The following is a 26,191-nucleotide window of genomic DNA, read 5'->3' as shown; positions in this document are numbered from 1 at the left end:
CGGGTCCCCCTGTCTGTTGTTTGGCTCCGGTACAAAGACCGGCTTTCCCCGGTCTTCTCTGTCTCCCGCGGTTGACGTGGCGTTTTGTCGCTTCGCGCCAACGTTTACACGGGGGCGGTCGGGGCCCGGCGCCCCGCACATGCTGTCCCGCGCGCGCGGCCAGGCTCTGTCAACAGCCGCCGATCAGCCTCTTGGCCTCGGTCCGCACCACCCGCTTGAGGACCTTGCCGGTGATCCCGACCGGGATGCTGCCCTCGGTGACGACCGTGGCGCCCGCGGTCCGCGGCAGCCCCGCCTTCACCAGCGCCTCGTTGATCCAGGCCGTCGGGTCCGCCGGCGTCTCCGCGCCCTCCACCAGGTTCACCAGGACGTGGGTGGTGGCCGTGCCCTCGCCCTCCCAGCCGAAGTCGACGCCGTCGTCGGCGATCCCGACCACCGTGCAGTCGAGGATCTCCGGGTACTCGCGCAGCAGCACCTCCTCGGTGTACGCGCTGAAGACGAAGCCGTCCTCGGTACGGATCGCGTCCGTGGTGCGGTCCAGGTGGAAGAAGGTGTTCGTGGCGTCCCGGTAGGCCAGGTCACCGGTGAGGAAGTAGCCGCCCAGCCACTGCTGGTGCCACCGGACGTTGTCGTTCCAGAAGCCGGGTGTCAGCGACCGCGAGCGCACCCCGAGCCGCCCCACCTTCCCGGGCGGCTGCACCGAGCCGTCCTCCGCCAGGACCACGGCCTCCGCGAACCGCATCGGGCGCCCGATGCAGCGGCCGATGACGGGACCGCCCGCCCGGTGCACGAAGTCGAAGAGCACGTAACCCATCTCCGTGGAGCCGAACATGTCGATGAAGATCGCGCCCGGCTCCTTCCGCGGCTTCAGATCCGGGCCGGTGACGGTGTGGTAGCCCTTGTCCAGCAGCCGCCGGATATGCACCGCGTGGGCCGCGTCCCCGGACGCGTAGTACGCCTCCACACTGCTCAGATCGCGGTCGGTGAGGTCCTCACCCGCCATCTCCGTAAAGGTGTGGGTGAAGCCGAAGACGATCGTCGGCCGGTGCTTCTCGATCCCGTCCAGCACGGCCTTGCCGCTGGGATCGGTGTAGTGGATCACCGGCGCGCCCAGGGTGAGCCCGAGCAGCGTGTTCGACATCGCGGACACATGGTGGCCGGGGAGCGCCAGGAGCCGGGCCCGGGTGGAGCAGTCGAGCCCGTCCGCGAGCCGGGAGAGCGCGCCGTGGAACAGCGTCTCGTGGGTGTGGAACGCCGACTTGGGGATGCCGGTCGTTCCCGACGAGTGCGAGATCAGGATGGGGTCCGTCGCGGTGTGCCGGAACGGGTAGACCGCGGGCCGGTGCTCCGCGTCCCCGGCGGTGATCTCCGACTGGAGCGCCACGAACAGCGGCGGCTCGGGGTCCTCCAGATGCGCCCGGAGGTCCTGGTGCCACGGTTCGCGGGTCATCACACCGACCACCCGCTGGCGCCGGATGTACTCCCGGCGGGTGTCGAGCGGCATATTGGCGTTCACCAGCGACGCGATCGCGCCGATGCTGGTGAGCGCCATCAGGTTGAGCGCGAAGTCCGTGATGGACGTGGAGACGATCGCCACCGCGTCCTTGGCCCGGACTCCCGCACGGGTGTAGTACCCGGCGTACGCGGCCACCACCTCGTGCAGCCCGCCGAGGGTCAGCGACTCGGGGTGGTCGCCGTCGGGGGCCCGCCAGGTGCCGTCGAGCCACAGCACCGGAGCGTCGAGGGGGCGGCCGTACAGGGGCAGGCGATGGATCACATTGCCCGCGCCCAGCGCCGCGTCGGCGAGGATCTGCCGACGGACGTCTTCACTGATCATCATGGGGAGTCTCCGAATCCTCTGATGCGTCCCGGTCGTGTGCAGCGGCCGGATTCGACGGGGGAGTGGGGGTGGGGGTGGGGATGGGGACGGCCCCCGCGCGGCGCACGGCCCGGTCCACCAGGGGACCGGCCGCGCCGAGGTAACCGGCGGGGTCGAGCAGCCGTTCGGGCGATACGGACACCTCGTCCGCCCAGCCGGCTTCCTCCAGGGCGCTCCGCACCGCCGCGACGAGCGGGGCGCCCCCTTCCGCGGCGCGCACGGCACGCGTCACGATCTGTTTGGCGCGGGTCCGGCCGAGTTCGGCGCCGAGGGCCACCGAGAGCCGTTCGGCGACCAGGCTGCCGCCGGTCAGCGCCGTATTGGCGCGGACCCGGCCGGCCACGACGACCAGGCCCTCCGCGAGTTCGGCCGCGGTGTGCGCGGCGCCGCCGGTCAGCCGCAGACACTGGCGCAGCGGCTCCCACTCGGCGTGCCAGGCGCCCGCGGACCGCTCGTCCTCGGCGACCAGGGACTGCTGGAGCACCAGCGCGATGACCGGTACCTGCCGGGCGGCGGTGGCCACCAGGGTGCTCAGGACCGGATTCCGCTTCTGCGGCATCGCCGACGACTGGCCGCGTCCGGCGGCGGCGGGCTCCGCGACCTCGCCGACCTCCGTCCGCGTCAGCACCAGCACATCGGCGGCGAACTTGCCGAGCGCGCCGGCCGCGAGGCCCAGTACGGCGGCGAGTTCGGCGACGGGGGTACGGACGGCGTGCCACGGCACCTCGGGCGCGGCGAGTCCGAGCCGCTCGGCGACCAGCTCCACCAGACGCAGCTCGGGATGGTCCCCGGCGACCCCGGCGGTACGCAGCTGGTCCCGGTAGGCGGCCAGGGTCCCGGCGGCGCCCCCCATCGACACCGGGAGGCCGCGGTCGAGCACTTCGGCGACCCGGTCGCGGGCGTCGGACACCAGGGTGAGCCAGTTCGCGGCCCGCAGCCCGAAGGTGGTGGGCACCGCGTGCTGGGTGAGGGTACGGGCCGCCGCCGGGGTGTCGCGATGCTCGGCCGCGAGGGCCGCCAGGGCGGCCCCGACCCGCCCCAGGTCGCCGTGGATCAGCCGCAGCGCCCGCCCGGCGACCAGCATGGCGGCCGAGTCGAGGACGTCCTGGGAGGTGGAGCCCGCGTGGACGTACCGGGCGGCCTCCGGGTCGGCGGCGGCGACGAGTCCGGTGAGCCGGGCGACGAAGAACACCACGGGGTTGGCGGCCTCCCGCCCGCGCCGCGCCAGCACCACCGGATCGAGCCCCCCGCCCGCCCCGGCGGCCCGCACGGCGTCCCCGACGCCTTCCGGTACGGCCCCGAGCACGGCCTGCGCGTCCGCGAGCGCCGCCTCGAACGCGACCATGGCCGCGATCCACGCCTCGTCCGACGTCACCCGCGCGACGGGCGTCCCGGCCCACACGGGCGACAGCAGCCCGGAGTCGACCCCTGCCGGGTCGCCTCCGGCGGGGTGCGCGGTGGTCGGGTGCCCACCCGCGACGGCGGTACGGGTCCCGGGGCCGGGTGGCGCGGGCGTGGGGGTGTCGTGGTTGCCGGGGGGGTTCGTCGTCATGGGGTCACTTCCGGGGGCGGCGGGGGGAAGGCGGCGTCGGTCACGACCGCCGTCATCACCGTCCGGGCGCGGGCGTGGCGTCCCGGGGCCGGGCGGGGGGCGACCGTGAAGTGGTCCGTACGGCCGCTCCACAGCGGGGAGTCCGTGCCGCGGATGCCGCCGAGCGCGCACCGGCGCGCCCCGGGGCGGCGGACCAGACGGACGTCCCGGGCGCCCCGGGCCAGGCCGCGGCCCGATGCCTTGACCGCCGCCTCCAGCAGCGTCCAGGCGGAGAAGAACGCCTCGGGGTCGTCCAGTTCGCCCAGGTCCGGTGCCTTCGGGTAGAACGTGCCCAGGACCCGCGCCGCGCGCCGCACGGGCCGTACGACCTCCACATCCACGCCCACCGGGCCGCCGTACCGCACCGCCACCAGCAGGACGCCCGCCGAGCGGGACCAGCTCACGGACCAGTCCGGGTGGGCCGGGAGCACCGGCCGGCCGCCCGGTTCCGCCGTCAGCGGCACCTCGGCCGCCGGGCGGCGCAGGGCCTCGGCGAGTACCCGCCGTACCGCCGCCCTGGCCCGGATGTACGTCGTCGCCGCCGCCGGGTCGCGGAACGAGCCGGCCCGCCGCAGCTCGGCCGCCGACAGGACCGCCCGCGCCGCCGCGTCGCCGGCGTCCGGGGCCGTGTCACCACCCGCCGGGTGCAGATCGATCAGCCGGGCCGCCCCGGTGGCGTACCGGCCGGGGAGCCGGGTCCCGGTGGCCGCCCTCATGACCCCGCCGCCCCGCTGAGCGCCCGCGCGCTGAACACCCGGGCGGGCTCCGACGGACGGGAGCCCAGCAGATGGAGATCGCCGAAGGCGGGCCGCATCGCGACCACCGCCACCGTGCGCTCGCGCCGGATGTTCCCGTTGTCGGGGACGAAGATCGGCGGAGTGGACAGCAGCGCCAGATGGTCACCCGGCAGCGCCGCCTCGGGGAGCGCGTTCAGCCGCAGCGTGCAGGCGTCCAGCCGCCGCAGCGACGAGTTGCGGGCGAAGACGTTCAGCTTGTCGTAGGGGATGAACTCCCGGTGCAGGAAGTGATTGGTGTGCACGGTCCGCGTCCCCCGGACCGTATGCATCCGCCCGTCGAGGAACTCGGTGTACGCCGCCCCGCGCGGATCGCACAGCGTCAGCGACCGCGAACTGGCCAGCTTCAGCCCCGCCAGCACCTCCAGCGCCTCGTCCACCGACCCGGCCGTGTCGAGGACGTGGCGCACCGCGAGATAGGGCGGAAGACCCGGCCGCCAGCGGCCCCCGACGACGAGGTTGATGCCGACGGCGAGCCCGTCGCTGTTCATCCCCAGATAGCCGAGGAGCCCGCCGAAGCTCAAGGTCAGCACCTCGCGCCGGGTCCCGGCGCGGGCGACGGACAGCACACAGGTCTGGTCGTCGAGGTTGCCGTTGAGGTCCACGGTCTGGGCCAGTACGGTATGCGGCCCGGTCGGATCCACCCGGGTGTAGGTGGTGCAGTCGCCGTGCGGCGGCCTGCTCGTGTCCTGGTAGCCGACGACCTCCCGCCGGGTCTGGAGCAGCAGCGCCTCCTCGTGGGAGATGCCCGCGCCGTCCGCCAGGCCCCGGATCTCCTCGGCCAGTTCGGGCACCGCCGCCTCGATCTCCCGGCGGAACGCCGTGAGCGCGGGCCGTATCCCGTCGAGGGTGAGCGGGGAGTCGACGAGATGGTTCAGCCGGGTGAGCCCGTCGTCCAGATAGGCCCGTAACTCCGTCGCGCGCGCGGCGCCGTGCTGCCGCCCCAGTTCGAACGGGTCACCCGTGAGCCGGACGAACCCGGCGGGCGGCGGACCCCCGGAATTCGAGACGTCCGTGGCGTCCGTGGCGTTCGAGGCGTTCGAGGTGCCCGCCGCCGACTCCGGCGACGTACCCGGGCCGTTCTTCCCGTACCGCTTCATATCCGGCACACCCTTCCCGTCACGGGCACTTGCGGAGCAGAACGCCGTGCCGGGCTCCCGGCACGCTGGACGCCAGCAGATACAGCCCGTCGTCCACCGCGTCGCCCGAGGCGAGCAGATCGGTCAGATTGATGAGCGGATCGGCCGCGAAGCAGTGCCCGACGCGCTCGATGTTCCCGGTCCGCATCCGCGCCGGGGCGAAACCCGCCTGCCGCTCCTTCATGGTGATCAGCGGTCGGACGAGATTGGCCGGGAGCAGGGCCGTCACCTTCTCCGGCGACACCCCCGTCGCGTCCTCCAGTGCGGCGTTGACCGCGATCGCCAGCCGGGAGTCGATCTGGTCCCGCAGCCCCATCACCGCCGGGTCCTGGGCGACGGCCGACGCCAGGACCGCCAGCCGCTCCGGCTCGGGCCCGTGCCCGGCCGCGCTCACCAGGCAACTGGCCGCGCCGTCGCTGAAGAGCGCGAACTTCTCCAGCCGTACCGCCTCGTCGGTGATCCGGTCCGTGGTCACCACCAGCACCAGACGGTGAGCCCCGGACGCCACCAGCGCCCGGGCCGTGTGCAGCCCGGCGAGCATGTTGTTGCAGCGGTTGAGGGTCATACCGCAGCTGAACGCGGCCCCGCCGAGACCGAGTCCGCCGAGCACCGCGCCCACGAGCGACGCATGGCCGTCGACACCCTCCGGGAACGAACTGGAGCACACGACGAGACCGTCGACCGCCGCCCGGTCCACCCCGGCGGCGTCCAGGGTGGCGTTGCCGCTCTCCACCGCCAGCTCGACGGTGGACCGCGCGGTACGGAAGAAGCTGCCCCAGCCCCAGGTGCGGGGGGCCATGGGGATGGCGTACTGGGCCACCCTCTCCGCCAGGTCCTCGACGGCGGTGTAGGGCTCCTCGGTCTCGCCCAGCACATAGCGGGGCGCGAGGAGGAAAACCGGAGTGCTGCTCATCCGTCCTGAGCTCCGTTCGATGACCGGGGGCGGGTGCGTCGTGGGGTGCGTCGGGGGGTGTCGCGCGGGTGGATGTCAGGCCGGCAGCCGGACGATCGCCCGCGCCTCGCTCAGTACCTTGGTGCCGCCGCAGGTGACGGTCAGATCGATCCGGACCAGACCGTCGCCGAGGAGTTCGGAGACCCGGCCCGCGACCTCGACCCGCGCGCCGTCGGCGTCGTCGGGGACCACCACGGGGCGGCTGAAGCGGGTGCGGTACTCCACGATCGCGCCCGGGTCCCGGACCCAGTCGGTGACCGTGCGGGCGGCGATCGCCATCGTCAGCATGCCGTGGGCGATACAGTCCGGCAGCCCGGCCTCCCGCGCCACCCGCGGGTTCCAGTGCACCGGGTTGAAGTCCTCCGACGCCCCCGCGTACCGCACCAGATCGGTCCGGGTGAGGGTGACCGCGCGGACCGGCAGTTCGGTCCCCGCCCGCACCTCGTCCAGCTTGATCGTCACGACTTCTCCCCGCCTTCCACGGCGCTCAGCGACACCAAGGTCATATGCGCGGTGACGACGTGCTCCCCGCCCGCGTCCGCGAGATCGGCGCGCAGGGTCAGTACGTCCCGGCCGCGCAGCCGCTGCGCCGCGGTGATCTCCACGGTGGTCACCAGCCGGTCGCCCGCCCGGACCGGCCGGGTGTACTCGAAGCGCTGGTTGCCGTGGATCAGATACGTGGGGTCGAAGCCGATGTCCTCGTACCGGAAGACCTCGTCCAGCGCCCGCATGACCACCGGGAAGGGGAAGGTCGGCGGGGCGACGACATCGGGGTGGCCCAGGGAGCGGGCGGCGGCCAGGTCCGTATAGACGGGGGCGGGATCGCCCACCGCCGCCGCGAACCGGCGGATGGTCTCCGGTTCCACGGGATAGGGCTGCGCGGGCGGGTACGTCGTACCGACGCACCCGGGGTCGAGTGCCATGTCGCTCCTCGGTCGGAGGTTCAGCGGAGGGCCGGCGGAGGCCGGCGGCGGTTCGGTGGAGGGTCGGTGGGGCGGTCGGGGGCGGCACCGCCGGCCGTGCGCCCGCCGGGTGTGGGGGCCGCCGGACCGCCGGGGAGACACCCTGCGGCGGTCCGGCGGCGGTTCAAGGGCCGACGGGCCTCGTTGCGGGGCCGTCAGTCGTCCCAGTGCTCCAGCACCCGGCGCCGTACGTCCGCCGGATAGGACTGGGCGAAGGACGCGTGCCGGAGTCTGCCGTCGCCCCACGCGGGCAGCAGCCCGTCGACGACGACGCTCGGACCGCGCCCGGACGCCCGCTCCTCCTTCGAGTAGCTGGACATGAACGGCAGCACCCGGCCGTCCCAGAACTGCCGCCGGTCCCGCGGATGGAGCCGCGTGCCCAGCGCCCACAGCAGATCGGCCTCGTTCGACGGGTCGATGTCGTCGTCCAGGACATAGGTGACGGGCATCATCGCGCTGGGATTCCCGCTGTTGTGCATCACCTCGCCGACCCGCCGCGTCAGCTCCGCCGTGTCCACGCCCGGCAGCCGCTCGCGCCAGTCGTCGGGGAAGGTGACCACGGCCCAGTGCATGGCCGCCGCGTACGGCACCCAGACGGTCGTGGCCGGCAGCCCAGCGGCCCGCAGCGCGTACAGCTCCTTCGCGGCCCGGCCGGTGCCGGTGACGGTGTGGTACTCGTCCGGCGGCCTGCCCTCGGCCACCACCGGCCAGATCGGCGCGTTCCGGTGGGTGATCGCCTCGACCGTGAAGACGGGCTGCCGCGAGGTGTGGGTGGAGGCGTATCCGGCGTACTCCCCGAACGGGCCCTCCAGACTGTCCCGGCCGATGGAGAGATGGCCCTCGATCACCACCTCGGCATGGGCGGGCACCTCCAGATCGACCGTCTCGCAGCGGACCACCTCAAGCGGTTCGCCGTGCAGCGCGCCGATGTATCCGGCCTCGTCCACGTCCCGCGGCAGCGGGATACCGCCGACGAACGGGACCGCCGGGGGGCCGCCCTGCACCAGCGCGTACGGCATCGGCTCGCCCCGCTCGGCCCACGCCTCCCACATCAGCCCGATGTGCTGCGGCGGGATGACCAGACCGGTCATCCGCTTGCCGTCGAGCTTCATGATCCGGGTGATGGACCAGTTGGTCCACGCGCCGTCGGGCGTCTTCGCCACGATGACGCCCCAGGTGTTGAGGTAGTCGCCGCCGTCCTGTTCATGGATCCGGGGGATCGCGAACCCGTCCAGCGTGGCGTCCGCGCCCAGCAGGACGTTCTCCTTGCACGCGGCCCGCTCCCGGTCGATCGTGACCGGCGGGACCGGCGCCGCGTCCCGGGTCCGTACGAGATGTTCCACCAGCTCGGTCCCGCCGGTGTCCGCGGGCAGCCCCACCGAGAGGGCGATCCTGGCCAGCGGCATATCGGCCCGGGAGCTGAGCCCGGCGGGCGCGCCGAACAGCCGCATGCCGATCCGGTCCTCCACCACATCGGGGAAGTACGGCGCGGCCGAGCGCCGCTCGTAGGAGCGGCGGGTGATCGCCGCGGCTTCCAGATCGGCGGCGACCGGGCGGTCGACGGTCTTCAGATCGCCGATGGCTTCGAGGGCGTCGATATACGCCCGCAGATCGGCCAGATGCTTCATGAGGAGGCCCCTCCCGGGGTGGTCGAGGCGAGAGCGCGGCGGACCGGGACGGTCACCGCCGGGGTGGGAACGGGGCCCGGCATCCCCTCCCAGCGGCGCGCCAGGCGGGACGAGATCCCGAACTGGTCCAGGACGCGGGAGACGAGATGGTCGATCACGTCGTCCAGCGACGACGGCCGGTTGTAGAACGTCAGCATCGGCGGGACCACCACCGCGCCCATCCGGGACAGGGCCAGCAGATGGTCGAGGTGGATCTCGCCGAGCGGGGTCTCGCGCGGGACGAGGACGAGCTTGCGCCGCTCCTTGAGGGTGACGTCGGCGGCCCGGGTGATCAGCCCGTCGGCGTAACCGGTCCTGATCGACGCCAGGGTCTTCATACTGCACGGCATGACGATCATGCCGTCGGCCCGGAAGGATCCCGAGGAGATCGGGGCCCCCTGGTCGTCGGGGGAGTAGGAGACGTCGGCGAGCGCCAGGACGTCACGGGCGGTCAGATCGCTCTCGGTCTTCAGCGTCGCGCGGGCCCAGCGGCTCATCACCAGATGGGTCTCCACGTGTTCGTGGTGGCGCAACTCCTCCAGCAGTCGTACGCCGAGCACCACTCCGGTGGCCCCGGTCAGCGCCACGACCAGGCGCTGGGGTCGTTCCGTCGGCATTGCGGACTCCTTCGACGGTCGTCGTGCGGGTCGGTGGGGTCGTGCGGCCCGCGGGGTGCGGGTTCCACGGGCCGGGTCGTGCGATGCGGGGAGGAGTAGCTCACGGCACGCGGTGCCGGGTGCGCCGGGAGAGGGCCCGGACGCGGAGTGGTTCGGGGGGAGCGGGGGCCGCGCCGGGTGATGGCGTACGGCTCCCCGCGCCCGCTTACTTGAGACAGGCGCGGAAGCGGCAGGTTTCCGCCCCGTCGCGCATACAGGCCACGACCTCGTCGTCGGCCGAGACGCCGATGCCTTCGAACCAGCCCGCGCGCAGATCGAGACACGGGCATTCGTAGCCTTCGAGCGACTTGGTCGCGGCCAGCATCTTCAGCGCGAAATGCTCACTGACCACGGTCTCCCAGCTGCCGTCGGCTTCGTCGAACTCCGTGGCGTCCAGCTTCACCCTGCTCCGGGTGAACATCAGCCGGGCCAGGGCCTGGAGCGTCGCCGCGACCTCCCGGGGCCCGCTGCCGGGCGGGGTGGGGTGACGGCGGCTGTAGAGGAGGGCGACCCGGCGGGCCACGAACCGCATCACCTCGGCGTTCAGCTCGTTCGCCGTGTCCTGGCCGAAGCGGGTCTTCACCGCCTGGTACCAGCGGGCGTCGTGCAGCCACCAGGACTGGCGCAGCATCGCGATCTCGGCCGAGAGCGGGAAGTCGAGCGCGCTCTCGGCGGCCCCGGCCGGTGCGGTGCCGGCCGGTGCAGCGCCGTTGCCGTTCGGACCGGGGCTCCCGTTCGGACCGTGGCTTCCGTTCGGCCCGGGGCTCCCGTTCGGCGCGCCGGTCCCGCCGGCGGCCCCGGCCGGGCTCCCCGCTGACGTCGCGGTCTCCGCCGTTCCCGTGACCCGCCCGTTCACGCCGTTCACGCCGGTCACGCCCCCGCCGTCCCGGCTGCCCCGGCCGCCCCGGAAGCCGCGCCATCGGCCCGTACCAGCAGTGCTTCCGCGGTGTCCGGCTCGCCCTCGTCGACGCCCAGTTCCAGCAGGACGAGCAGCACGTCCCCGGCGCTGCCGTCCTCGATCAGCAGCTCGGCCAGCTCCATGCCCTCGGCCAGCGGGTCCCCGGCCGGGCTGATGCAGATCACCGGGCCGCCGAGACCCCAGCGGGCCGATACGACCCCGAGGACGGCGCTGGGCACCGACTGGTAGAAGAGCAGCGGCGACGCCTTCGTCCCCCGGTCGACGGAGCCGGTGACCGCGTCCTCCGTCGCCATGTCGCCCAGCCGGGAGACCATCACCAGGGCCGTGTCCTCCGCCCGCTCGGGTGGTGCGGGCGGCTCCCCGTGGTGGGCGGTGAGCGCGAGATCGGCGACATGGGCGAAGAGCGGACCGAAGGCCGACGCGGTGAATCCGGGCAGGTTGGGTGGCCCCTCGGGGGTCGCGGCCGGGTCCCAGACGGCTCGGGCCGCCACCGTGAGGCGGGTCGCGTGGGTGGTCATACGGCGCTCACCACCAGGGCCGTGTTGGCCCCGCCGAAGGCGGAGTTGAGGGTGATGACATGGCGGACCTCCCGCTCCCTTGGGGTGTCGAGGACGAGATCGAGCCGGCAGTCGGGGTCGGGTCCCAGATAGCCCGAGTTCACCGGCAGCAGCCCGGAGCCGACGGCCAGGACCGAGATGACCAGCTCGACCATCCCGGCGGCCTGGAGGGCGTGGCCGGTCATCGACTTGGTCGAGCTGACCGGTATCCGCTCGGCCCATTCGCCGAACGCCCGGTGCATGCCCGCGGTCTCGGCCGAGTCGTTGTACGGGGTCCCGGTGCCGTGCGCGTTGACGTAGTCGAGGTCGCCGGGGCCGAGCCCGGAGCGGCGCAGCGCCAGTGCGATGGTGCGCGCCATGCCCAGGCCCTGCGGATGCGGCTGGCACACATGGTGGGCGTCGCCCGCCATGCCCCAGCCGGTGAGCCGGGCCAGTGGCCTGGCCCCGGCCCTGACCCCCTCTGCCTCCAGCACCACCACCCCGGCGCCGTCGCCCAGCAGCAGGCCCTTGCGGCCGGCGCTGAACGGCCGCAGCCGCCCGTCCGGGGCGAGCGCCCGGCCCGCATTGAAGGTGGTGAAGGACTCGGCGTCGACCAGATGCCCGGCGGCGACGACGACCCGGTCCTGCCGGCCCGATGCGATCAGCACGGCAGCCTCGGCGACCGCGGCGCCCGCCGCGACACAGGCGTTGATGTACGTACGGCCCGCCGCGCCGAAGCCGCACTCCCGCGCCAGCCACTGCGCGGTGTCCCCGATGGGGCGCTCCCGCTGCCGCTCGCGCGGCAGCCGGGAGACGGCGGGATCGGCGTGGCGGGCCGCGACCAGAAGGGCTCCGGCCCGGTCGTCGGGCGAGAGCCCGGCCTGCTTGCACGCCTCCTCGGTCAGGGTCTTCAGCTCGGTGTCGAGATCGAGGTCCGCCGGGCCCTGCGCGGCCACCCCGACCCGGTACCTGTCGGTGTCGAACCTGGTCACGGGCTTGAACGCGGGGACGCCCGAGTAGATCCCCTCGCGCAGGGCGTCGACCCCGTGCCCGTACCCCGTGGTCACCGCCATTCCGGTGAGGACCACGGACCTCGTGGGCCCGCCCGCTCCGGTGGTGCTGTTCATCCCTCGCCTCCCAGCGTCGGTACGGATCGCACGTCAGTGCCCCATGCCCATGCCGCCGTCGACCGGGACGACCGCCCCGGTGATGTACGCCGCGCCGGGCGACGCCAGGAACTCGACGGCCGCCGCCACCTCGTCCGGCTCGGCCATCCGGCCCAGGGGGATCAGCCCCACGATCCGCTCGCGCTGCTTGTCCGTGAGCGCGTCGGTCATCGCGGTGTCGGTGAGCCCGGGGGCGACGACGTTCGCCGTCACCCCGCGCGGCGCGAGTTCCCGGGCGAGGGACCTGGCCAGGCCGATCAGCCCCGCCTTGGAGGCCGCGTAGTTGACCTGTCCCGCGACCCCGCTCAGGGCGGCCGTCGACGAGACGATCACCACCCGGCCGCCCGGGGACCGCATCAGATTCCGGGCGGCCCGCCGCACCACGCGGTAGGTGCCGGTCAGATTGGTGTCGACGACCGAGGTGAAGTCCTCCTCGGTCATCCGGATCAGTAACTGGTCCCGGGTGATCCCGGCGTTGGCGACCAGGACCTCGACCGGGCCGTGCGCCGCCTCGGCCTTCTGGAAGGCCTCGTCGACGGAGACGGGGTCCAGTACGTCGCAGGGCACGGCCAGCAGCCCGTCCGGGGCTTCGCCCGACCTGCTGGTCACCGCGACCCGGTCACCGGCGGCGCTCAGCCTGCGCGCCACGGCCAGGCCGATACCCCGGTTTCCGCCGGTGACGAGGACAGAACGGCTCATGAGCAATCTCCAGCCCGGTGGTGGTGGACGTCGGGAAATGCAGCCCCGCGGCGAACACGGCGAACACAGCGACACAGCGCACGCGGCGACGAATCCGGTAGCACTGGTGAAGGCGGGAAGCACCGTGAGCTTCGGAACAGTGGAAACATCAGAAACATCGATAACAGTGGACACGGCACGAGCAGCGGAAACATCGGGACCGACGTCGGAAACAGCGCCCTGTTCGCGCCGGGAACGACAACAGTCGATAGCAATGGTGTAGTCCACCAAAGGTGAGTCCCCGCGTTCGTCGGACGGGCACAGAAAGAGTTTTGGCCCGACGTTCCGCGTTCGCCAGATGGCACGGTGTGCCTCGGGCGTGCCTCGCCGTCCGAGCGTTTTCGGGAGCACACGGTAAGCACACCGTTTTCCGCCACCACGGCCGTGGGATATCCCCGACCCGGAATTCGGCATTCCAGCCGCGCCCCTGGTCATCGGGGTATCCGGACGGCGGTTGCCGGGTGTCCGGCGAAGGCGGTCGCCGCTTCCCGGACAACGGGAACCGCCCGGCACTGTCCCCTGTGCCGGGCGGTCGTATCGGCCGGTTCGGTCGTATCGGCCGGTTCAGGCGGTTCAGCCGGTTCGGTCGGTTCGGGCGGTCACCCGTCGTCGTTCCGGCCGGCCGGCCCCGGCACCCGCCGTCGGGCCCTGTCGGGCGCTGCTCCCGCCTCCGCTACGGACCGGGGCGCGTACCCCCGCTCACTTCCGTTCGTTGCGGGCGGCCCGCAGAGCGCCGCGCACCCGCTCGGCCGCGGCCGCCTGCACTCCGCCCAGCAGTGCCGACGCCTTCGCCTCCGACTCGGCTCCGGCCGTCACGTCCCCGAGCGCGATCTGCGCCTCCGCGGCGCGCAGCAGATACATCGCCCTGACCACCGGGGGCAGGTTCAACCCCGGCCCCTGACGGGTGAACAGCGGGTCGAAGTACTTGATCGCCCGGTCCGGCTGCTGCATGTCCAGCAGGGACACCGCGTCGATACAGCTGAGCCAGCCCTCGGAGCGCAGCGGCAGGATCGGCATGCCCGATGCCGAGGTGGTGCTCAGGATCCGCCGCCCCGCGGCCATCGCCCGTACCCGCCCCATGTCGTCCCCGCGCTGGGCGTGGATCCGGGCGGTCTGGGCGTACAGCAGCGCCTGGAGGGAAGGGTCCGTCATCTGGTCCGGATGACGCCTGAGCAGTTCCCGTACGGCCCCCAGCAGCTCGGCCGCCTCCTCGTGCATCTCCAGATCGAGGTACTGCCCCGCGTGCATGGTGACCACGGCGGCGGCCACCTCGGGATCGGCCGCGGCGGTCGCGCACCGCAGCGCCGCCACGTAGTACCGCTGGGCGTTGACGTGCTCGCCCTGCACCCGGGCGATGAATCCGCAGACCGACAACCCCTCGGCGGCCAGGATCAGGACGTCCCGACTGGTGTGGAGCGCGTCGGGCGACGCCAGGAAGTGGTCGGCCAGATTGCGCAGCTCCAGTTCGGTCGCCGGAGCCAGCCAGCCGGCCGAGAACTTGGCGGCGAACTGGTGCAGTGTCCGCAGCCTGGTGCAGGCCTCTATCAGACTGCCCGCCAGGGGGTCGGCGCCCGGCGCCGGCACCCGGCCCACGACCCCGCGCAACGGGACCGTCGGCGCCATGGACACCTCCTCGGTGACCGCGTCGAGCCAGTTCTTCACCAGCGACCTGGCCGACCATCCGGTGGCCAGCAGATACTCCTGCTGGAGCTGCTTCCGTCCGGCGACCGCGTCGAGGATGGCCTCGGGCACCGCCGCACGCGTCCACGGTAATTCCAGCTGCCGGGTGTCTCCATTGGCGAGGTGAAGCCAGTCCGGCCAGTCGAGCCTCAGTACCTCCTCCTGGGGAACGGCGTGGATATGGGCGATGGCGAGCTGGGCCGTGCGCTCGGGGACCGCGCGGCCCGCCTCCCAGCGGGAGACCTTCTCCCGGCGGGCGGCCATATGGCCGAAGCCGAGTTCGGCATGGGTGACGGCGATCAGCTGGGCGTATTCGCCGTGGGTGTAACCGGCCTTGGTCCGCAGCGTGGCCAGGGGATGGCGGTTGCGGCCGGGTGACGCGGAAGGGGAATTCCAGGTATCGCTGCGCATGAACGTGGTGCCTCTCGGTCGAATGGTTCCTGTGGCTGGACCGGTGGTTGTCGAGCCGAGACAGGGCCCCTGGCCCGTGGCAGGGCGACAGGAGGCCGTGCTCTCATCTGGTGGACGAACGAGCCCGCACGGGGGAAGACGCCGTTACGGCAACCGCGGCACGCCGGAACCGGAGAGGACCCGTCGCTCCCGCGCCGGGACCGCCTCGCCACTCCTCTCGTGTCCGACGGGTGCGGCTGCGCTACGGCAGCGGAAACCCATGGCGTTACCGCGGATCTGACACCGGGACCCACGAAACGCCGGACCACCTGTGGCCCAACGGTGGTCCGCGGCAGGTCGCGCCGCCGCGCACGACGACGAGCCGCGCACGCCGTGACGGCGTACACGGCCCGTAATCCCCCGACACCCCGACGACCGACGGCAGTTGTGTACGGTCGTACGGAGGGGGAGCATCACGCGGCAGAGCGGGCACAGGCATCCCCTTCATGACACACGAAACATATTGGGTCCTTGGGAAAAGTCCAGCGGTCCGACATCTGTACCGCCTCCCTTACCCACTGGTAGCGTCCGCAAGCGGCTGGTAGCGTCCGGGCCCGCCGGAACCGGTTCTTCCGATGCGTCTCAGCCGACTCCACAGCGTCGCCGAGAAGGAGGAGGAGCCGTGCGCGAGTTCAACGTCCCGGCCCTGTACGATGTTCCGCCGGACGGAAATCTGGCGAATATCGCCATCCGGAACGCCACCGAGTTCCCGGAGCGCGCGATTCTCGCCCGTAAGGAGTCCGGACGGTGGCGTGATGTCACATCCACGGCATTTCTCGCCGAGGTCCGGGGCGTGGCGAAAGGGCTGATCGCCTCCGGCGTCCAGCCCGGCGACCGGGTCGCCCTGATGTCCCGTACCCGTTACGAATGGACCCTTCTCGACTTCGCCATCTGGTTCGCCGGCGCGGTCTCCGTACCCGTCTACGAAACCTCGTCCGCCGAACAGGTGGAATGGGTCGTCGGCGACTCCGGGGCGGTCGCCGCCATCGTCGAGACCGAAACCCATCAGGCCCTGGTGGAAAGCGTTCGCGAACGCCTTCCGCTGCTGAAGAACGTCTGGCGGATCGAGGGCGACGCGGTCGGCGAACTGACCGCGGCCGGGAGCGACGTCACCGACGAACTGGTGGACGAAAGGGCCGCCACCCCGACCGCCGACTCGCTGGCCACCATCGTCTACACCTCGGGTACCACCGGCCGCCCCAAGGGCTGCGAGCTGACCCACCGCAACTTCCTCGCCGAGTGCGGCAACATCATCAACCGCAACCCGGAGATGTTCTCCGAGGACGCCTCCGTCCTCCTCTTCCTCCCGCTCGCCCACGTCCTGGGCCGGGTCGTGGAGATCGGCGCCATCATGGGCCCGGTGAAGCTGGGCCATGTCAGCGACCTCAAGGACGTCTCCGCCGAACTCGCCGCCTTCCGCCCCAGCTATCTCCTGGGCGTCCCGCGGGTCTTCGAGAAGGTCTACAACTCGGCCCGCGCCCAGGCCAGGGCGAGCGGCAAGGGCAAGATCTTCGACAAGGCCGTCGACACCGCCATCGCCCACAGCCGGGCCCGCGACACCGCCAAGGGCCCCGGCTTCGGCCTGCGGCTGCGGTACGCGCTCTTCGACAAGCTGGTCTACGGCAAGCTGCGCGCCGCCCTCGGCGGCCGGGCCCGCTACGCCATCTCCGGCGGCGCCGCGCTCGGCGAACGCCTCGGCCACTTCTACCGCGGCCTCGGCATCATCGTCCTGGAGGGCTACGGACTCGCCGAGTCCTGTGCCGCGACCACCCTCAACCCGCTGGACCAGCAGAAGATCGGTACGGTCGGCCAGCCGCTGCCCAGCACCGGGGTGAAGATCGCCGAGGACGGCGAGATCCTGCTGCGCGGCCCGCATATCTTCACCGGCTACTGGAACAACCCCGACGCCACCGCGGCGGTCTTCGAGGACGACTGGTTCCTCACCGGCGACCTGGGCTCCCTCGACGACGACGGCTATCTCAAGATCACCGGCCGGAAGAAGGAGATCATCGTGACCGCGGGCGGCAAGAATGTCGCCCCGGCCGTGATCGAGGACCGGATCCGGGCCCACGCCCTGGTGGCCGAGTGCATGGTCGTCGGCGAGGCCAAGCCCTTCGTCGGCGTCCTGATCACCGTGGACGAGGAGTTCCTGCCCCGCTGGGCGGCCCAGAACGGCAAGCCGGAGGGGGTCACGGTGGCCCAGCTCCGCGACGACCCGGTACTGCTCGCGGAGATCCAGCGGGCGATCGACGACGGCAACGCGGCGGTCTCCAAGGCCGAGTCCGTCCGCAAGTTCCGGATCCTCGAATCCCAGTTCACCGAGGCGTCGGGCCATCTGACGCCGTCCCTGAAGCTGAAGCGGGCGGTCGTGCTGCGGGACTACGCGGCGGAGATCGACGCGATCTACGGCGACTGAGACAGGACGACTGAGACAGGGCTGCTGAAACAAGGCGGCTGGGACGACACGACGGCGCCCAGCAGCTTCTGCACCTTGCGGCGCGAGAGATAGATCGCGACACCGGTGAGGACCGCGAGCGCGCCCTGGATCGCGAACCACGCCTGCGAGTCCGTCGGCGCCCCGACCATCTGGAGCAGGGCCGTGACCGAGCTGCCCACGGAGATCGCCAGGAACCAGACGCCCATCATCTGGGACGAGTACTTCTCCGGCGCCAGCTTCGCCGTCAGCGACAGGCCGACGGGGGAGAGGCACAGCTCACCCATGGTCTGCAGGAAGTAGACCGAGACCAGCCACATCGGCGAGACCCGGACGTCGCCCGACGCCAGACCCTGCGCGATCATCATCACGCCGAACGAGGTACCGATGAGCACCAGCGCCATGGCGAACTTCGACAGGGTGCCGGGCTCCTTGTCCCGCTTGAACAGCGCCACCCACAGCATCGCGAAGACCGGTGCGAGCGCCATCACGAACAGCGGGTTCAGCGACTGGAACCAGCTCTCCGGGAAGTCGAAGCCGAACAGCGAGGACTGGGTGTCGTTCTTGGCGAACAGAGCCAGCACCGAGCCGCCCTGGTCGTAGATGACCCAGAACACGGCCGACGCCGCGAGGAACCAGATGTAGCCGGACATCCGGCCCCGCTCGACCTCGGTGAGGTCCTGGTCGCGGCGGATCCGCAGGACGTACCAGACCGGCAGGCTGATACCGACGATCGCCAGCGGCGCCAGGATCCAGTTCTCGTGGAAGACGCCCGCGAGGCCGACGACGGCGTAGAACGCGGCGGCGACACCCAGCCAGATCAGACCCTTGCGCAGCAGCGCCGAGCGGTCGGCCCTGGGCAGCGGGTCCGGAACCCGGGAGGACTCCTCGTTCAGATGGCGGTAGCCGAGGAAGTAGCAGAGCAGACCGATGGCCATACCGACACCGGCCAGCCCGAAGCCGAGGTGCCAGTTGACCTTCTGGCCCACGGCGCCGATGGTCAGCGGCGCGAGGAAGGCACCCAGGTTGATGCCCATGTAGAAGATCGTGAAGCCGCCGTCCCGGCGCGGGTCGTTCTTGTCCGGGTAGAGCTGGCCGACCATCGTGGAGATATTGGCCTTCAGCACACCGGAACCGGCCGCGATCAGGGCCAGACCGACGAAGAACGCGGCCTTGACGGGCACGGCCAGCATGAAGTGACCGCACATGATCACCACACCGGCGATCGCCGTCGCCTTACGGGCGCCCCAGACGCGGTCGCCCAGCCACCCGCCCGGCAGGGCGAGCAGATAGACCATGGCGTTGTAGACGGAGTAGATCGCGACCGCCGTCGCGTCCTTGAGACCGAGACCTCCGTCGGCCACCTCGGTGGCCAGATAGAGCACGAGCAGCGCGCGCATGCCGTAGAAGCTGTACCGCTCCCACATCTCGGTCATAAAGAGATTGGCCAGGCCGCGGGGGTGGCCGAGGAAGGTCTTCTCGGTCGCGGCAGAGCCGGCCGGAGCCTTCGTCAGGCTTGACGCCATGGTCGTTCCTTGCGTTCGGGACGCGCCGTGCGATTGGCACGGGGAATGCGCCCGGTGGGGGGTGACCGGCACCGGTGGGAGAACGACCCGCCCCACGCCTGACGGGGCTCATCCCGGCGTGGGGGCCGGAATGGGGGACGTGTCCGCACCGGGATCCACACCCCGTACGCGTCCTTGCGCTCGGGGCCCGGTCCACAGGTCATTCACTGTCGGCGGACCGGGGTGACCGGTCCTCACACAGAGGAAGACCTCTGGGCTGCTGCTCGGCAGGCCAAAGGTCTCCGCATAGTGCTACAGGCGTACTCGACACCATACGACACGACACCTGACCATAAGGAAGGATTTGAGAGATGGATCACAGGAGGAAACGGAACGGTAACCTGGATTCGAAGGCTGGCGTCCCTTTTCAACCCGAGACCCGCAGGGGATGTGGATCAAGCCCCGGTGCGTCTCCCGGCGGACTACCATCGCCCCATGACGCGTGTACTGCTCGCAGAGGACGACGCATCCATCTCGGAGCCGCTGGCGCGCGCGCTGCGCCGTGAGGGATACGAGGTCGAGGTGCGCGAGGACGGCCCGGCCGCACTGGAAGCGGGCCTGGCGGGCGGCGTGGACCTGGTCGTACTCGACCTCGGCCTGCCCGGTATGGACGGCCTGGAGGTCGCCCGGCGGCTCCGTGCCGACGGCCACACCGTGCCCATCCTGGTGCTGACCGCGCGCGCCGACGAGGTCGACACGGTCGTCGGCCTCGACGCGGGCGCCGACGACTACGTCACCAAGCCGTTCCGCCTCGCGGAGCTGCTCGCCCGGGTCCGGGCCCTGCTCCGCCGCGGCGCCACGGAGCCCGCCCCCGCGCCCTCCACACACGGTGTCCGGATCGACGTCGAGTCGCACCGGGCGTGGATGGGCGACGAGGAGCTCCAGCTCACCGCGAAGGAGTTCGACCTCCTGCGCGTCCTGGTCCGCGACGCGGGCCGGGTCGTCACCCGCGACCAGCTGATGCGCGAGGTCTGGGACACCACATGGTGGTCCTCCACCAAGACGCTGGACATGCACATCTCCTGGCTCCGCAAGAAACTCGGCGACGACGCCGCGAATCCGCGTTTCATCGCGACGGTCCGGGGCGTCGGTTTCCGCTTCGAGAAGAACTAGCCCCCGGCCCCTGCGGGGGCCACGCGCCCCTGGAACCCCGGCTCCTTGCCCTCGCGGGTGCAGGCAGGCCAGGGCTTTCAGGGGCGCGGGGAACTGCGCGAACGGCCCACGGCGGCGCGCGGCCGGAGAACGACAGGTCCACGCAGTACCCTCCCCGAGAACGCCCCCGCGCGCGGCGGCGGAGCGGCAACGGAAGCGCGCTCACCCCCACCCCCGCCCGGAGGGCACATGCGTCGGCGACTGATCAATTCGACCCTGGCCGTCGTCCTCGTCGTGATCGCCGTCTTCGGCGTCTCCCTCGTCCTCGTCGAGACCCGCACCATCACCTCCACCGCCGAGGAGTCCGTCGAGGCCGAGGCCGTCCAGCTGGTCAGCTTTCTCGACGGCCGGATCCTGGAGCGCCAGCCGATCACCCCGAAGATCGTGGAGGAGCAGAGCCGCCTCCAGCGCTATGCCCGGATCGAGCTGCGGGACGGGACGGCCTTCTCGGTCGGGAAGAAGCCGTCCGACAACTCGATCAAGGTGACCAAGCAGGGGGACCACGGCCAGACCGTCACGGTCATGGAGCCCCGTTCCGCGGTGTACGAGGAGGTCGCCCGCACCCTCCTGATCATCGGCGGGGTCGCCCTTCTCGCCGTCGTCGCCGCCGTCGTACTCGCCGTACGCCAGGCGGACCGGCTCGCGTCCCCGCTGACCGATCTCGCGGAGACCGCCGAACGGCTCGGCTCCGGCGATCCCCGCCCCCGGCACCGGCGGTACGGCGTCCCGGAGCTGGACCGGGTCGCGGACGTCCTCGACGCCAGCGCCGAGCGCATCGCCCGGATGCTCACCGCCGAGCGGCGGCTCGCCGCGGACGCATCGCACCAGCTGCGGACCCCGCTGACGGCGCTGTCGATGCGGCTGGAGGAGATCTCGGCGACGGACGACCCGGAGACCGTGAAGGAGGAGGCGAGCATCGCCCTCACCCAGGTCGAGCGGCTCACGGACGTCGTGGAGCGGCTGCTGACGAACGCCCGGGACCCCCGGGAGGGCTCGGCGCTCGCCTTCGACCTCGACGAGGTCGTCAAGCAGCAGATCGAGGAGTGGCGCTCGGCCTACCGCAGCGCCGGCCGGGCCGTGGTCCGCTCGGGCAAACAGGGCATGCGCGCGGTCGGCACCCCCGGCGCGGTCGCCCAGGTGCTGGCCGCGCTGATCGAGAACTCGTTGATGCACGGCGGCGGCACCGTCGCGATCCGGACCCGGGTCGTCGGCAACCAGGCCGTGGTCGAGGTGACGGACGAGGGTCCCGGCGTCCCCGCCGACCTGGGCGCCCGGATCTTCGAGCGGACGATCAGCGGCCGCAACTCGACCGGCATCGGACTGGCCGTGGCCCGGGATCTCGCGGAGGCGGACGGCGGGCGGCTCGAACTGCTCCAGCAGCACCCGCCCGTCTTCGCGCTCTTCCTGAGCCGGGTGGCGCGCAAGCAGGAGGACGAGCCCCCCACGGTCCGCTGACGGGCCGGACGCGGGCCGTCAGCGCCTCGGTGCCAGCCGGTCCGCCGAAGGCCGGACGGCGGAGCCGGACCGTACGCCCTGGTGTCCCGGCAGTACGGCCCCGATCGACTGGTCCGCCGGGAGCCGGGGCGCGGCGTCCGCGCCGCCGTCGCCGGACGCGTCCGGCTCCGGTTGGCTGCGGAAGACCCAGGTGCGGTACGACCAGAACCGGAAGAGCGTCGCGACCCCGATCCCGAAGAACTTGAAGAAGTTGCTCTGCAGCGGCGTGGCCCAGCCGAAGCCGTACGTCGCCGCGTAGAGGATCCCGTTCTCGATCACCAGGCCGATCATGCTGAAGAGCAGGAAGAGCGACAGCTCCCTGGTACGGCCCGTCTTGTCGCGGTCGCGGTAGGTGAAGTAGCGGAAGCCCACGTAGTTGAAGGCGATGGCCACGACCGTGGCGATGATCGACGCCCGGACCACCGGGATCTCGGTGGTCTGCCGGACGAGATTGAAGACCCCGAGATTGACGAGGACCCCGGCGCCCCCGACCGCCCCGAACTTGGCGACTTCGCGCAACAGTTGGTCGAGCTGTCCGCGCAACGCTCCGCCTCGTTCACCCATAGTGAGAGTCCAGCTCCGTCTCGTTGACAGCGTCATTTCAATCATGCTAACCAGCGGTCGACCCGCGCGCCCGGGGACCTCACCGATACTCGCACCCGGCGACGGACTCCGACCGTGGGCAAGAAGATACAGAAGAGGTCGCCGAGTGGTGTAAATAAGACACATAACGATCAAAGGCGATCGAATTGGTCAGCTTTTCGTGATGCTCCGACTACTCCGTTCCGATCCGCTCCGATCCGTTCCGAAGATCGAAAATCCAGCCGAAGATCGTCCTTCCGTACGGGCCCGGAGCCTTCCGGCCCACCTCCGTACCGCCGCCCCGTACCGCCGCCCCCTTCGATCACCGATGGTCACCGGCCGACGGCGGTCCCGCGACACCCTCACCGCGCCCCCGCCGGCCCCGTCCCGCGCCCCCGCCGCGTCACTCTTCGTACACCCTCGCGGGCCCCGCCGCCGCCCCCGATACCCTGTGAGGGTGACGTTCCCGGTAGTCGGCATGGTCGGTGGCGGTCAGCTCGCCCGTATGACCCACGAGGCGGGCATCCCCCTCGGCATCCGTTTCAAGCTCCTCAGTGACACTCCGCAGGACTCGGCGGCCCAGGTGGTGAGCGATGTCGTCGTCGGCGACCATCGCGACCTCGCCACCCTCCGCGAGTTCGCCCGCGGCTGCGACGTGATCACCTTCGATCACGAGCACGTCCCGATCGAGCATCTGCGCGCCCTGGAGGCGGACGGCATTCCCGTCCGCCCGGGACCCGACGCGCTCGTGCACGCCCAGGACAAGGGGGTGATGCGGGCCCGCCTCGGCGCGCTGGGTGTCCCCTGTCCCCGTAACCGCGTGGTCGCCGACCCCGCCGATGTGACCGCCTTCGCGGCCGAGGGCGACGGCTACCCCGTCGTCCTGAAGACCGTCCGCGGCGGCTACGACGGCAAGGGCGTCTGGGTCGTGGCGGACGAGGAGGAGGCGGCCGAGCCGTTCGCCGCCGGGGTCCCCGTACTCGCGGAGGAGAAGGTCGACTTCGTCCGGGAGCTGGCGGCCAATGTCGTCCGCTCCCCGCACGGCCAGGCCGTCGCCTACCCCGTCGTGGAGTCCACCCAGGTCGACGGCGTCTGCGACACGGTCGTCGCCCCCGCGCCCGGCCTCGGTGAGGAGCTGGCGGGCGAGGCCCAGCGGCTCGCCCTGCGGATCGCGGCCGAACTGGGCGTCGTGGGCCATCTCGCGGTCGAGCTGTTCGAGACCGCCGACGGCCGCGTCCTCGTCAACGAGCTGGCCATGCGCCCCCACAACTCGGGCCACTGGACCCAGGACGGCGCCGTCACCTCCCAGTTCGCCAACCATGTCCGGGCCGTACTCGACCTGCCGCTGGGCGACCCCCGGCCCCGCGCGCCGTGGACCGTGATGTGCAATGTGCTGGGCGGCGACTACCCGGACATGTACCAGGCGTATCTCCACTGCATGGCCCGCGACCCGCGGCTCAAGATCCATATGTACGGCAAGGACGTCAAGCCCGGCCGGAAGGTGGGGCACGTCAACACCTACGGCGACGATCTCGCGGACGTCCGCGAGCGCGCCCGCCACGCGGCCGACTACCTCAGAGGAACGATCACCGAATGAGCAGCACCGCCCCGCTGGTTGGCATCGTGATGGGTTCGGACTCCGACTGGCCCGTGATGGAGGCCGCGGCCCAGGCCCTGGCCGAGTTCGAGGTGCCGTACGAGGTCGACGTGGTCTCCGCGCACCGGATGCCGCACGAGATGATCGCGTACGGCGAGGGCGCCGACGCCCGCGGTCTGAAGGTGATCGTCGCGGGCGCCGGGGGCGCCGCCCACCTCCCCGGCATGCTGGCCTCCGTCACCCCGCTGCCCGTCATCGGCGTCCCCGTACCGCTGAAGTACCTCGACGGCATGGACTCCCTGCTCTCCATCGTCCAGATGCCCGCGGGCGTCCCCGTCGCCACGGTCTCCGTCGCGGGCGCCCGCAACGCCGGACTGCTCGCCGCCCGGATCCTCGGCGCCGACGACCCGGAACTGCGCGCCCGGATGCGCGACTTCCAGACCGAGCTGAACCAGCAGGCCACCGAGAAGGGCAAGCGGCTGCGGGCCAAGGTCGGCGGCCAGGACGCCTTCGGCTTCGGCAAGTAACCCGGCGGGCAGGAGAACGGCCATGGCAACCGAAACCCCCGCCGAAGAGCGGCTGGCCCGGGCGCGGGAGATCCTCGCCGCCCACCCCGTCGTCGACGGCCACAACGATCTGCCCTGGGCCCTGCGCGAGCAGGTCCGCTACGACCTCGACCGGCTCGACGTCTCCGGCGACCGCACCGGCCGGCTGCACACCGACATCCCCCGGCTGCGGGCCGGGGGAGTGGGCGGCCAGTTCTGGTCCGTGTACGTGCCCTCGTCCCTCACCGGGGACGAGGCCGTCAGCGCGACGCTGGAACAGATCGACGCCGTACGGCAGCTCATCGCCCGCTACCCGGCCGACCTGGCCGCCGCGGACGACGCCGACGCGATCGAGAAGGCCAGGACGGAGGGCCGGATCGCGTCCCTGATGGGCGCCGAGGGCGGCCACTCCATCAACAACTCCCTCGCCACTCTCCGGACGCTCCACCGGCTCGGCGTCCGCTATCTGACCCTCACCCACAACGACAACAACGACTGGGCGGACTCGGCGACCGACACGCCCCGGCACGGCGGGCTCACCGCCTTCGGCCGGGAGGTCGTCCGGGAGATGAACCGCTGCGGGATGCTGGTCGACCTCTCCCACGTCGCCCCGGCGACCATGCGGGCCGCGCTCGACGTCTCCACCGCGCCGGTGATCTTCTCCCACTCCTCGGCCCGCGCCGTCTGCGACCACCCGCGCAACGTCCCCGACGACGTACTGGAACGCCTCTCCGGCAACGGGGGCGTGGCCATGGTGACCTTCGTCCCCAAGTTCGTGCTCCAGGCCGCGGTCGACTGGACGGCCGCGGCCGACGAGAACCTGCGCGCCCACGGCCTCCACCACCTCGACACCGGCCCCGAGGCGATGCGGCTCCACGCCGCCTTCGAGGAGACCCACCCGCGCCCGGTCGCCACCGCGGCCACCGTCGCCGACCATCTCGACCATCTGCGCGAGACCGCGGGCGTCGACCACATCGGCATCGGCGGCGACTACGACGGCACGGCGTTCACCCCGGCCGGGCTCGACGACGTCTCCGGCTACCCCCGGCTGATCGCGGAGCTCCTGGACCGCCGCTGGTCCGAGGCCGATATCGCCAAACTGACCTGGTCGAACGCGGTACGGGTACTGCGCGACGCGGAGGCGGTCGCCCGCGAGGAGCGATCCCGCCGGGGACCGTCGAACGCGACGATCACCGAACTGGACGGCTGACCGGCCCGTTCGAACGACGACAGGAGGGCGCGCGGCCGACACCGGCCGCGCGCCCTCCGTCGTACGAACGGATCCTCAGAGGGAGAGACAGAAGGGGTGTCCGACCGGATCGGCGTACACCCGCCAGCCCTGGTCGGGCCGGGCCGCCAGCCGGGTCGCGCCCAGCGCCAGGACCTCCTTCTCGGCGGCGTCGAGGTCCGTGACCGTCAGATCCAGATGGGACTGCTGCGGTACGGCACCCTCCGGCCAGGTCGGCCGGATGTTCCCGGGCACCCTCTGAAACCCCAGCGGCGGACCGGCCGGAGGCCGCAGCACCGCCCAGCCGTCGTCGGGGAACTCCAGCTCGCCCCCGAGAACCCCCTGGTAGAAGCGGCCGAGCGCGGCCGGATCGGGGCAGTCGACGGTGACCATGTGGACGGTGGCGATGCTCATGACTCTCCTCGGACGTCCCCGGCGCGTTACTGCCAGAGTCCATCTACGGGT

General features: G+C 71.8%; 24 protein-coding genes. 6 read left to right on the top strand and 18 right to left on the bottom strand.

All coding sequences use genetic code 11. From position 1 onward, the window contains the following. Positions 1-169: 169 nt before the first annotated feature. From ACFXG1_RS19560 to ACFXG1_RS19495, 14 genes are all read right to left on the bottom strand, one after another. Positions 170-1,840, bottom strand: a complete 1,671-nt coding sequence (locus ACFXG1_RS19560; protein ID WP_384723604.1) for a class I adenylate-forming enzyme family protein — start codon at positions 1,838-1,840, stop codon at positions 170-172. Further along, positions 1,827-3,431, bottom strand: coding sequence for a lyase family protein (locus ACFXG1_RS19555; RefSeq protein ID WP_384743787.1), 1,605 nt, complete (start codon positions 3,429-3,431; stop codon positions 1,827-1,829). Before ACFXG1_RS19555 ends, ACFXG1_RS19560 begins: the two co-directional genes overlap by 14 nt. Next, on the bottom strand, positions 3,428-4,186 hold the full coding sequence (locus ACFXG1_RS19550) for a 4'-phosphopantetheinyl transferase family protein (RefSeq protein ID WP_384710452.1): 759 nt from the start codon (positions 4,184-4,186) through the stop codon (positions 3,428-3,430). The genes ACFXG1_RS19555 and ACFXG1_RS19550 overlap by 4 nt, the downstream gene beginning before the upstream one ends. Beyond that, positions 4,183-5,364 (bottom strand): C45 family autoproteolytic acyltransferase/hydolase, encoded by a 1,182-nt coding sequence (locus ACFXG1_RS19545; RefSeq protein ID WP_384710449.1) that lies wholly within the window; start codon positions 5,362-5,364, stop codon positions 4,183-4,185. Before ACFXG1_RS19545 ends, ACFXG1_RS19550 begins: the two co-directional genes overlap by 4 nt. A 19-nt stretch (positions 5,365-5,383) precedes the next feature. Continuing rightward, complete coding sequence (locus ACFXG1_RS19540) at positions 5,384-6,316, bottom strand: 3-oxoacyl-ACP synthase (protein WP_384710446.1); 933 nt, start codon at positions 6,314-6,316, stop codon at positions 5,384-5,386. 75 nt (positions 6,317-6,391) lie between these two features. Beyond that, complete coding sequence (locus tag ACFXG1_RS19535; RefSeq protein WP_384710443.1) at positions 6,392-6,817, bottom strand: MaoC family dehydratase; 426 nt, start codon at positions 6,815-6,817, stop codon at positions 6,392-6,394. Beyond that, positions 6,814-7,278 (bottom strand): MaoC family dehydratase N-terminal domain-containing protein, encoded by a 465-nt coding sequence (locus tag ACFXG1_RS19530; protein ID WP_384710440.1) that lies wholly within the window; start codon positions 7,276-7,278, stop codon positions 6,814-6,816. The genes ACFXG1_RS19535 and ACFXG1_RS19530 overlap by 4 nt, the downstream gene beginning before the upstream one ends. A 194-nt stretch (positions 7,279-7,472) precedes the next feature. Beyond that, positions 7,473-8,945, bottom strand: a complete 1,473-nt coding sequence (locus ACFXG1_RS19525) for a UbiD family decarboxylase (RefSeq protein WP_384710437.1) — start codon at positions 8,943-8,945, stop codon at positions 7,473-7,475. Then, positions 8,942-9,601, bottom strand: a complete 660-nt coding sequence (locus ACFXG1_RS19520) for a UbiX family flavin prenyltransferase (RefSeq protein WP_384710434.1) — start codon at positions 9,599-9,601, stop codon at positions 8,942-8,944. The genes ACFXG1_RS19525 and ACFXG1_RS19520 overlap by 4 nt, the downstream gene beginning before the upstream one ends. 205 nt (positions 9,602-9,806) lie before the next feature. Further along, positions 9,807-10,514, bottom strand: a complete 708-nt coding sequence (locus ACFXG1_RS19515; protein WP_384710431.1) for a hypothetical protein — start codon at positions 10,512-10,514, stop codon at positions 9,807-9,809. Beyond that, positions 10,511-11,077: a beta-ketoacyl synthase chain length factor gene (locus ACFXG1_RS19510; protein ID WP_384710428.1), complete on the bottom strand. Its 567-nt coding sequence runs from the start codon at positions 11,075-11,077 to the stop codon at positions 10,511-10,513. The genes ACFXG1_RS19515 and ACFXG1_RS19510 overlap by 4 nt, the downstream gene beginning before the upstream one ends. Then, positions 11,074-12,222 (bottom strand): beta-ketoacyl-[acyl-carrier-protein] synthase family protein, encoded by a 1,149-nt coding sequence (locus tag ACFXG1_RS19505; protein WP_384743783.1) that lies wholly within the window; start codon positions 12,220-12,222, stop codon positions 11,074-11,076. The genes ACFXG1_RS19510 and ACFXG1_RS19505 overlap by 4 nt, the downstream gene beginning before the upstream one ends. 33 nt (positions 12,223-12,255) lie before the next feature. Continuing rightward, positions 12,256-12,960 carry a 3-oxoacyl-ACP reductase FabG gene (gene fabG, locus ACFXG1_RS19500; protein ID WP_384710419.1) on the bottom strand — a complete coding sequence of 235 codons (705 nt, stop codon included), beginning with the start codon at positions 12,958-12,960 and terminating at the stop codon, positions 12,256-12,258. Positions 12,961-13,698: 738 nt separating this feature from the next. Further along, on the bottom strand, positions 13,699-15,090 hold the full coding sequence (locus tag ACFXG1_RS19495) for a transcriptional regulator (RefSeq protein ID WP_384710417.1): 1,392 nt from the start codon (positions 15,088-15,090) through the stop codon (positions 13,699-13,701). A gap of 661 nt (positions 15,091-15,751) precedes the next feature. On the opposite strand from ACFXG1_RS19495, the gene ACFXG1_RS19490 reads away from it, so the two are divergent. Continuing rightward, the gene (locus ACFXG1_RS19490; RefSeq protein ID WP_384743780.1) at positions 15,752-17,545 is read left to right on the top strand and encodes an AMP-dependent synthetase/ligase; all 1,794 of its coding nucleotides are present in this window, start codon (positions 15,752-15,754) and stop codon (positions 17,543-17,545) included. Here ACFXG1_RS19490 and ACFXG1_RS19485 read toward each other — a convergent pair. Next, positions 17,533-19,089 carry a peptide MFS transporter gene (locus ACFXG1_RS19485; protein ID WP_384743779.1) on the bottom strand — a complete coding sequence of 519 codons (1,557 nt, stop codon included), beginning with the start codon at positions 19,087-19,089 and terminating at the stop codon, positions 17,533-17,535. The genes ACFXG1_RS19490 and ACFXG1_RS19485 overlap by 13 nt on opposite strands. Before the next feature lie 199 nt (positions 19,090-19,288). Continuing rightward, the gene (locus tag ACFXG1_RS19480; protein ID WP_384716521.1) at positions 19,289-19,402 is read right to left on the bottom strand and encodes a DUF3039 domain-containing protein; all 114 of its coding nucleotides are present in this window, start codon (positions 19,400-19,402) and stop codon (positions 19,289-19,291) included. A 161-nt stretch (positions 19,403-19,563) separates the two neighbouring features. Here ACFXG1_RS19480 and ACFXG1_RS19475 point away from each other — a divergent pair, with 161 nt between their 5' ends. Next, on the top strand, positions 19,564-20,241 hold the full coding sequence (locus ACFXG1_RS19475; RefSeq protein WP_384716524.1) for a response regulator transcription factor: 678 nt from the start codon (positions 19,564-19,566) through the stop codon (positions 20,239-20,241). 228 nt (positions 20,242-20,469) lie between these two features. Then, positions 20,470-21,735: an ATP-binding protein gene (locus tag ACFXG1_RS19470; protein ID WP_384743778.1), complete on the top strand. Its 1,266-nt coding sequence runs from the start codon at positions 20,470-20,472 to the stop codon at positions 21,733-21,735. 18 nt (positions 21,736-21,753) lie between these two features. Here ACFXG1_RS19470 and ACFXG1_RS19465 read toward each other — a convergent pair whose 3' ends face one another. Further along, the gene (locus ACFXG1_RS19465) at positions 21,754-22,338 is read right to left on the bottom strand and encodes a GtrA family protein (RefSeq protein WP_384716528.1); all 585 of its coding nucleotides are present in this window, start codon (positions 22,336-22,338) and stop codon (positions 21,754-21,756) included. Between the two features lie 475 nt (positions 22,339-22,813). On the opposite strand from ACFXG1_RS19465, the gene ACFXG1_RS19460 reads away from it, so the two are divergent. The 3 genes from ACFXG1_RS19460 to ACFXG1_RS19450 are packed head-to-tail and all read left to right on the top strand — an operon-like array spanning position 22,814 to position 25,708. Further along, positions 22,814-23,953, top strand: coding sequence for a 5-(carboxyamino)imidazole ribonucleotide synthase (locus ACFXG1_RS19460; protein ID WP_384716531.1), 1,140 nt, complete (start codon positions 22,814-22,816; stop codon positions 23,951-23,953). Next, positions 23,950-24,480, top strand: coding sequence for a 5-(carboxyamino)imidazole ribonucleotide mutase (gene purE / locus ACFXG1_RS19455; RefSeq protein ID WP_384716534.1), 531 nt, complete (start codon positions 23,950-23,952; stop codon positions 24,478-24,480). Before ACFXG1_RS19460 ends, purE begins: the two co-directional genes overlap by 4 nt. A gap of 22 nt (positions 24,481-24,502) precedes the next feature. Continuing rightward, positions 24,503-25,708, top strand: a complete 1,206-nt coding sequence (locus tag ACFXG1_RS19450; protein ID WP_384743776.1) for a dipeptidase — start codon at positions 24,503-24,505, stop codon at positions 25,706-25,708. Between the two features lie 75 nt (positions 25,709-25,783). On the opposite strand, the gene ACFXG1_RS19445 is transcribed toward ACFXG1_RS19450, so the two are convergent. Next, complete coding sequence (locus ACFXG1_RS19445) at positions 25,784-26,140, bottom strand: VOC family protein (RefSeq protein ID WP_384724173.1); 357 nt, start codon at positions 26,138-26,140, stop codon at positions 25,784-25,786. Positions 26,141-26,191: the final 51 nt, after the last annotated feature.

It is taken from the genome of Streptomyces sp. NPDC059248 (genome assembly GCF_042753905.1).
Lineage (GTDB): Bacteria > Actinomycetota > Actinomycetes > Streptomycetales > Streptomycetaceae > Streptomyces.
Note: the sequence above shows the minus strand (reverse complement) of the source record. Positions and strands in the feature narration are given on the sequence as shown.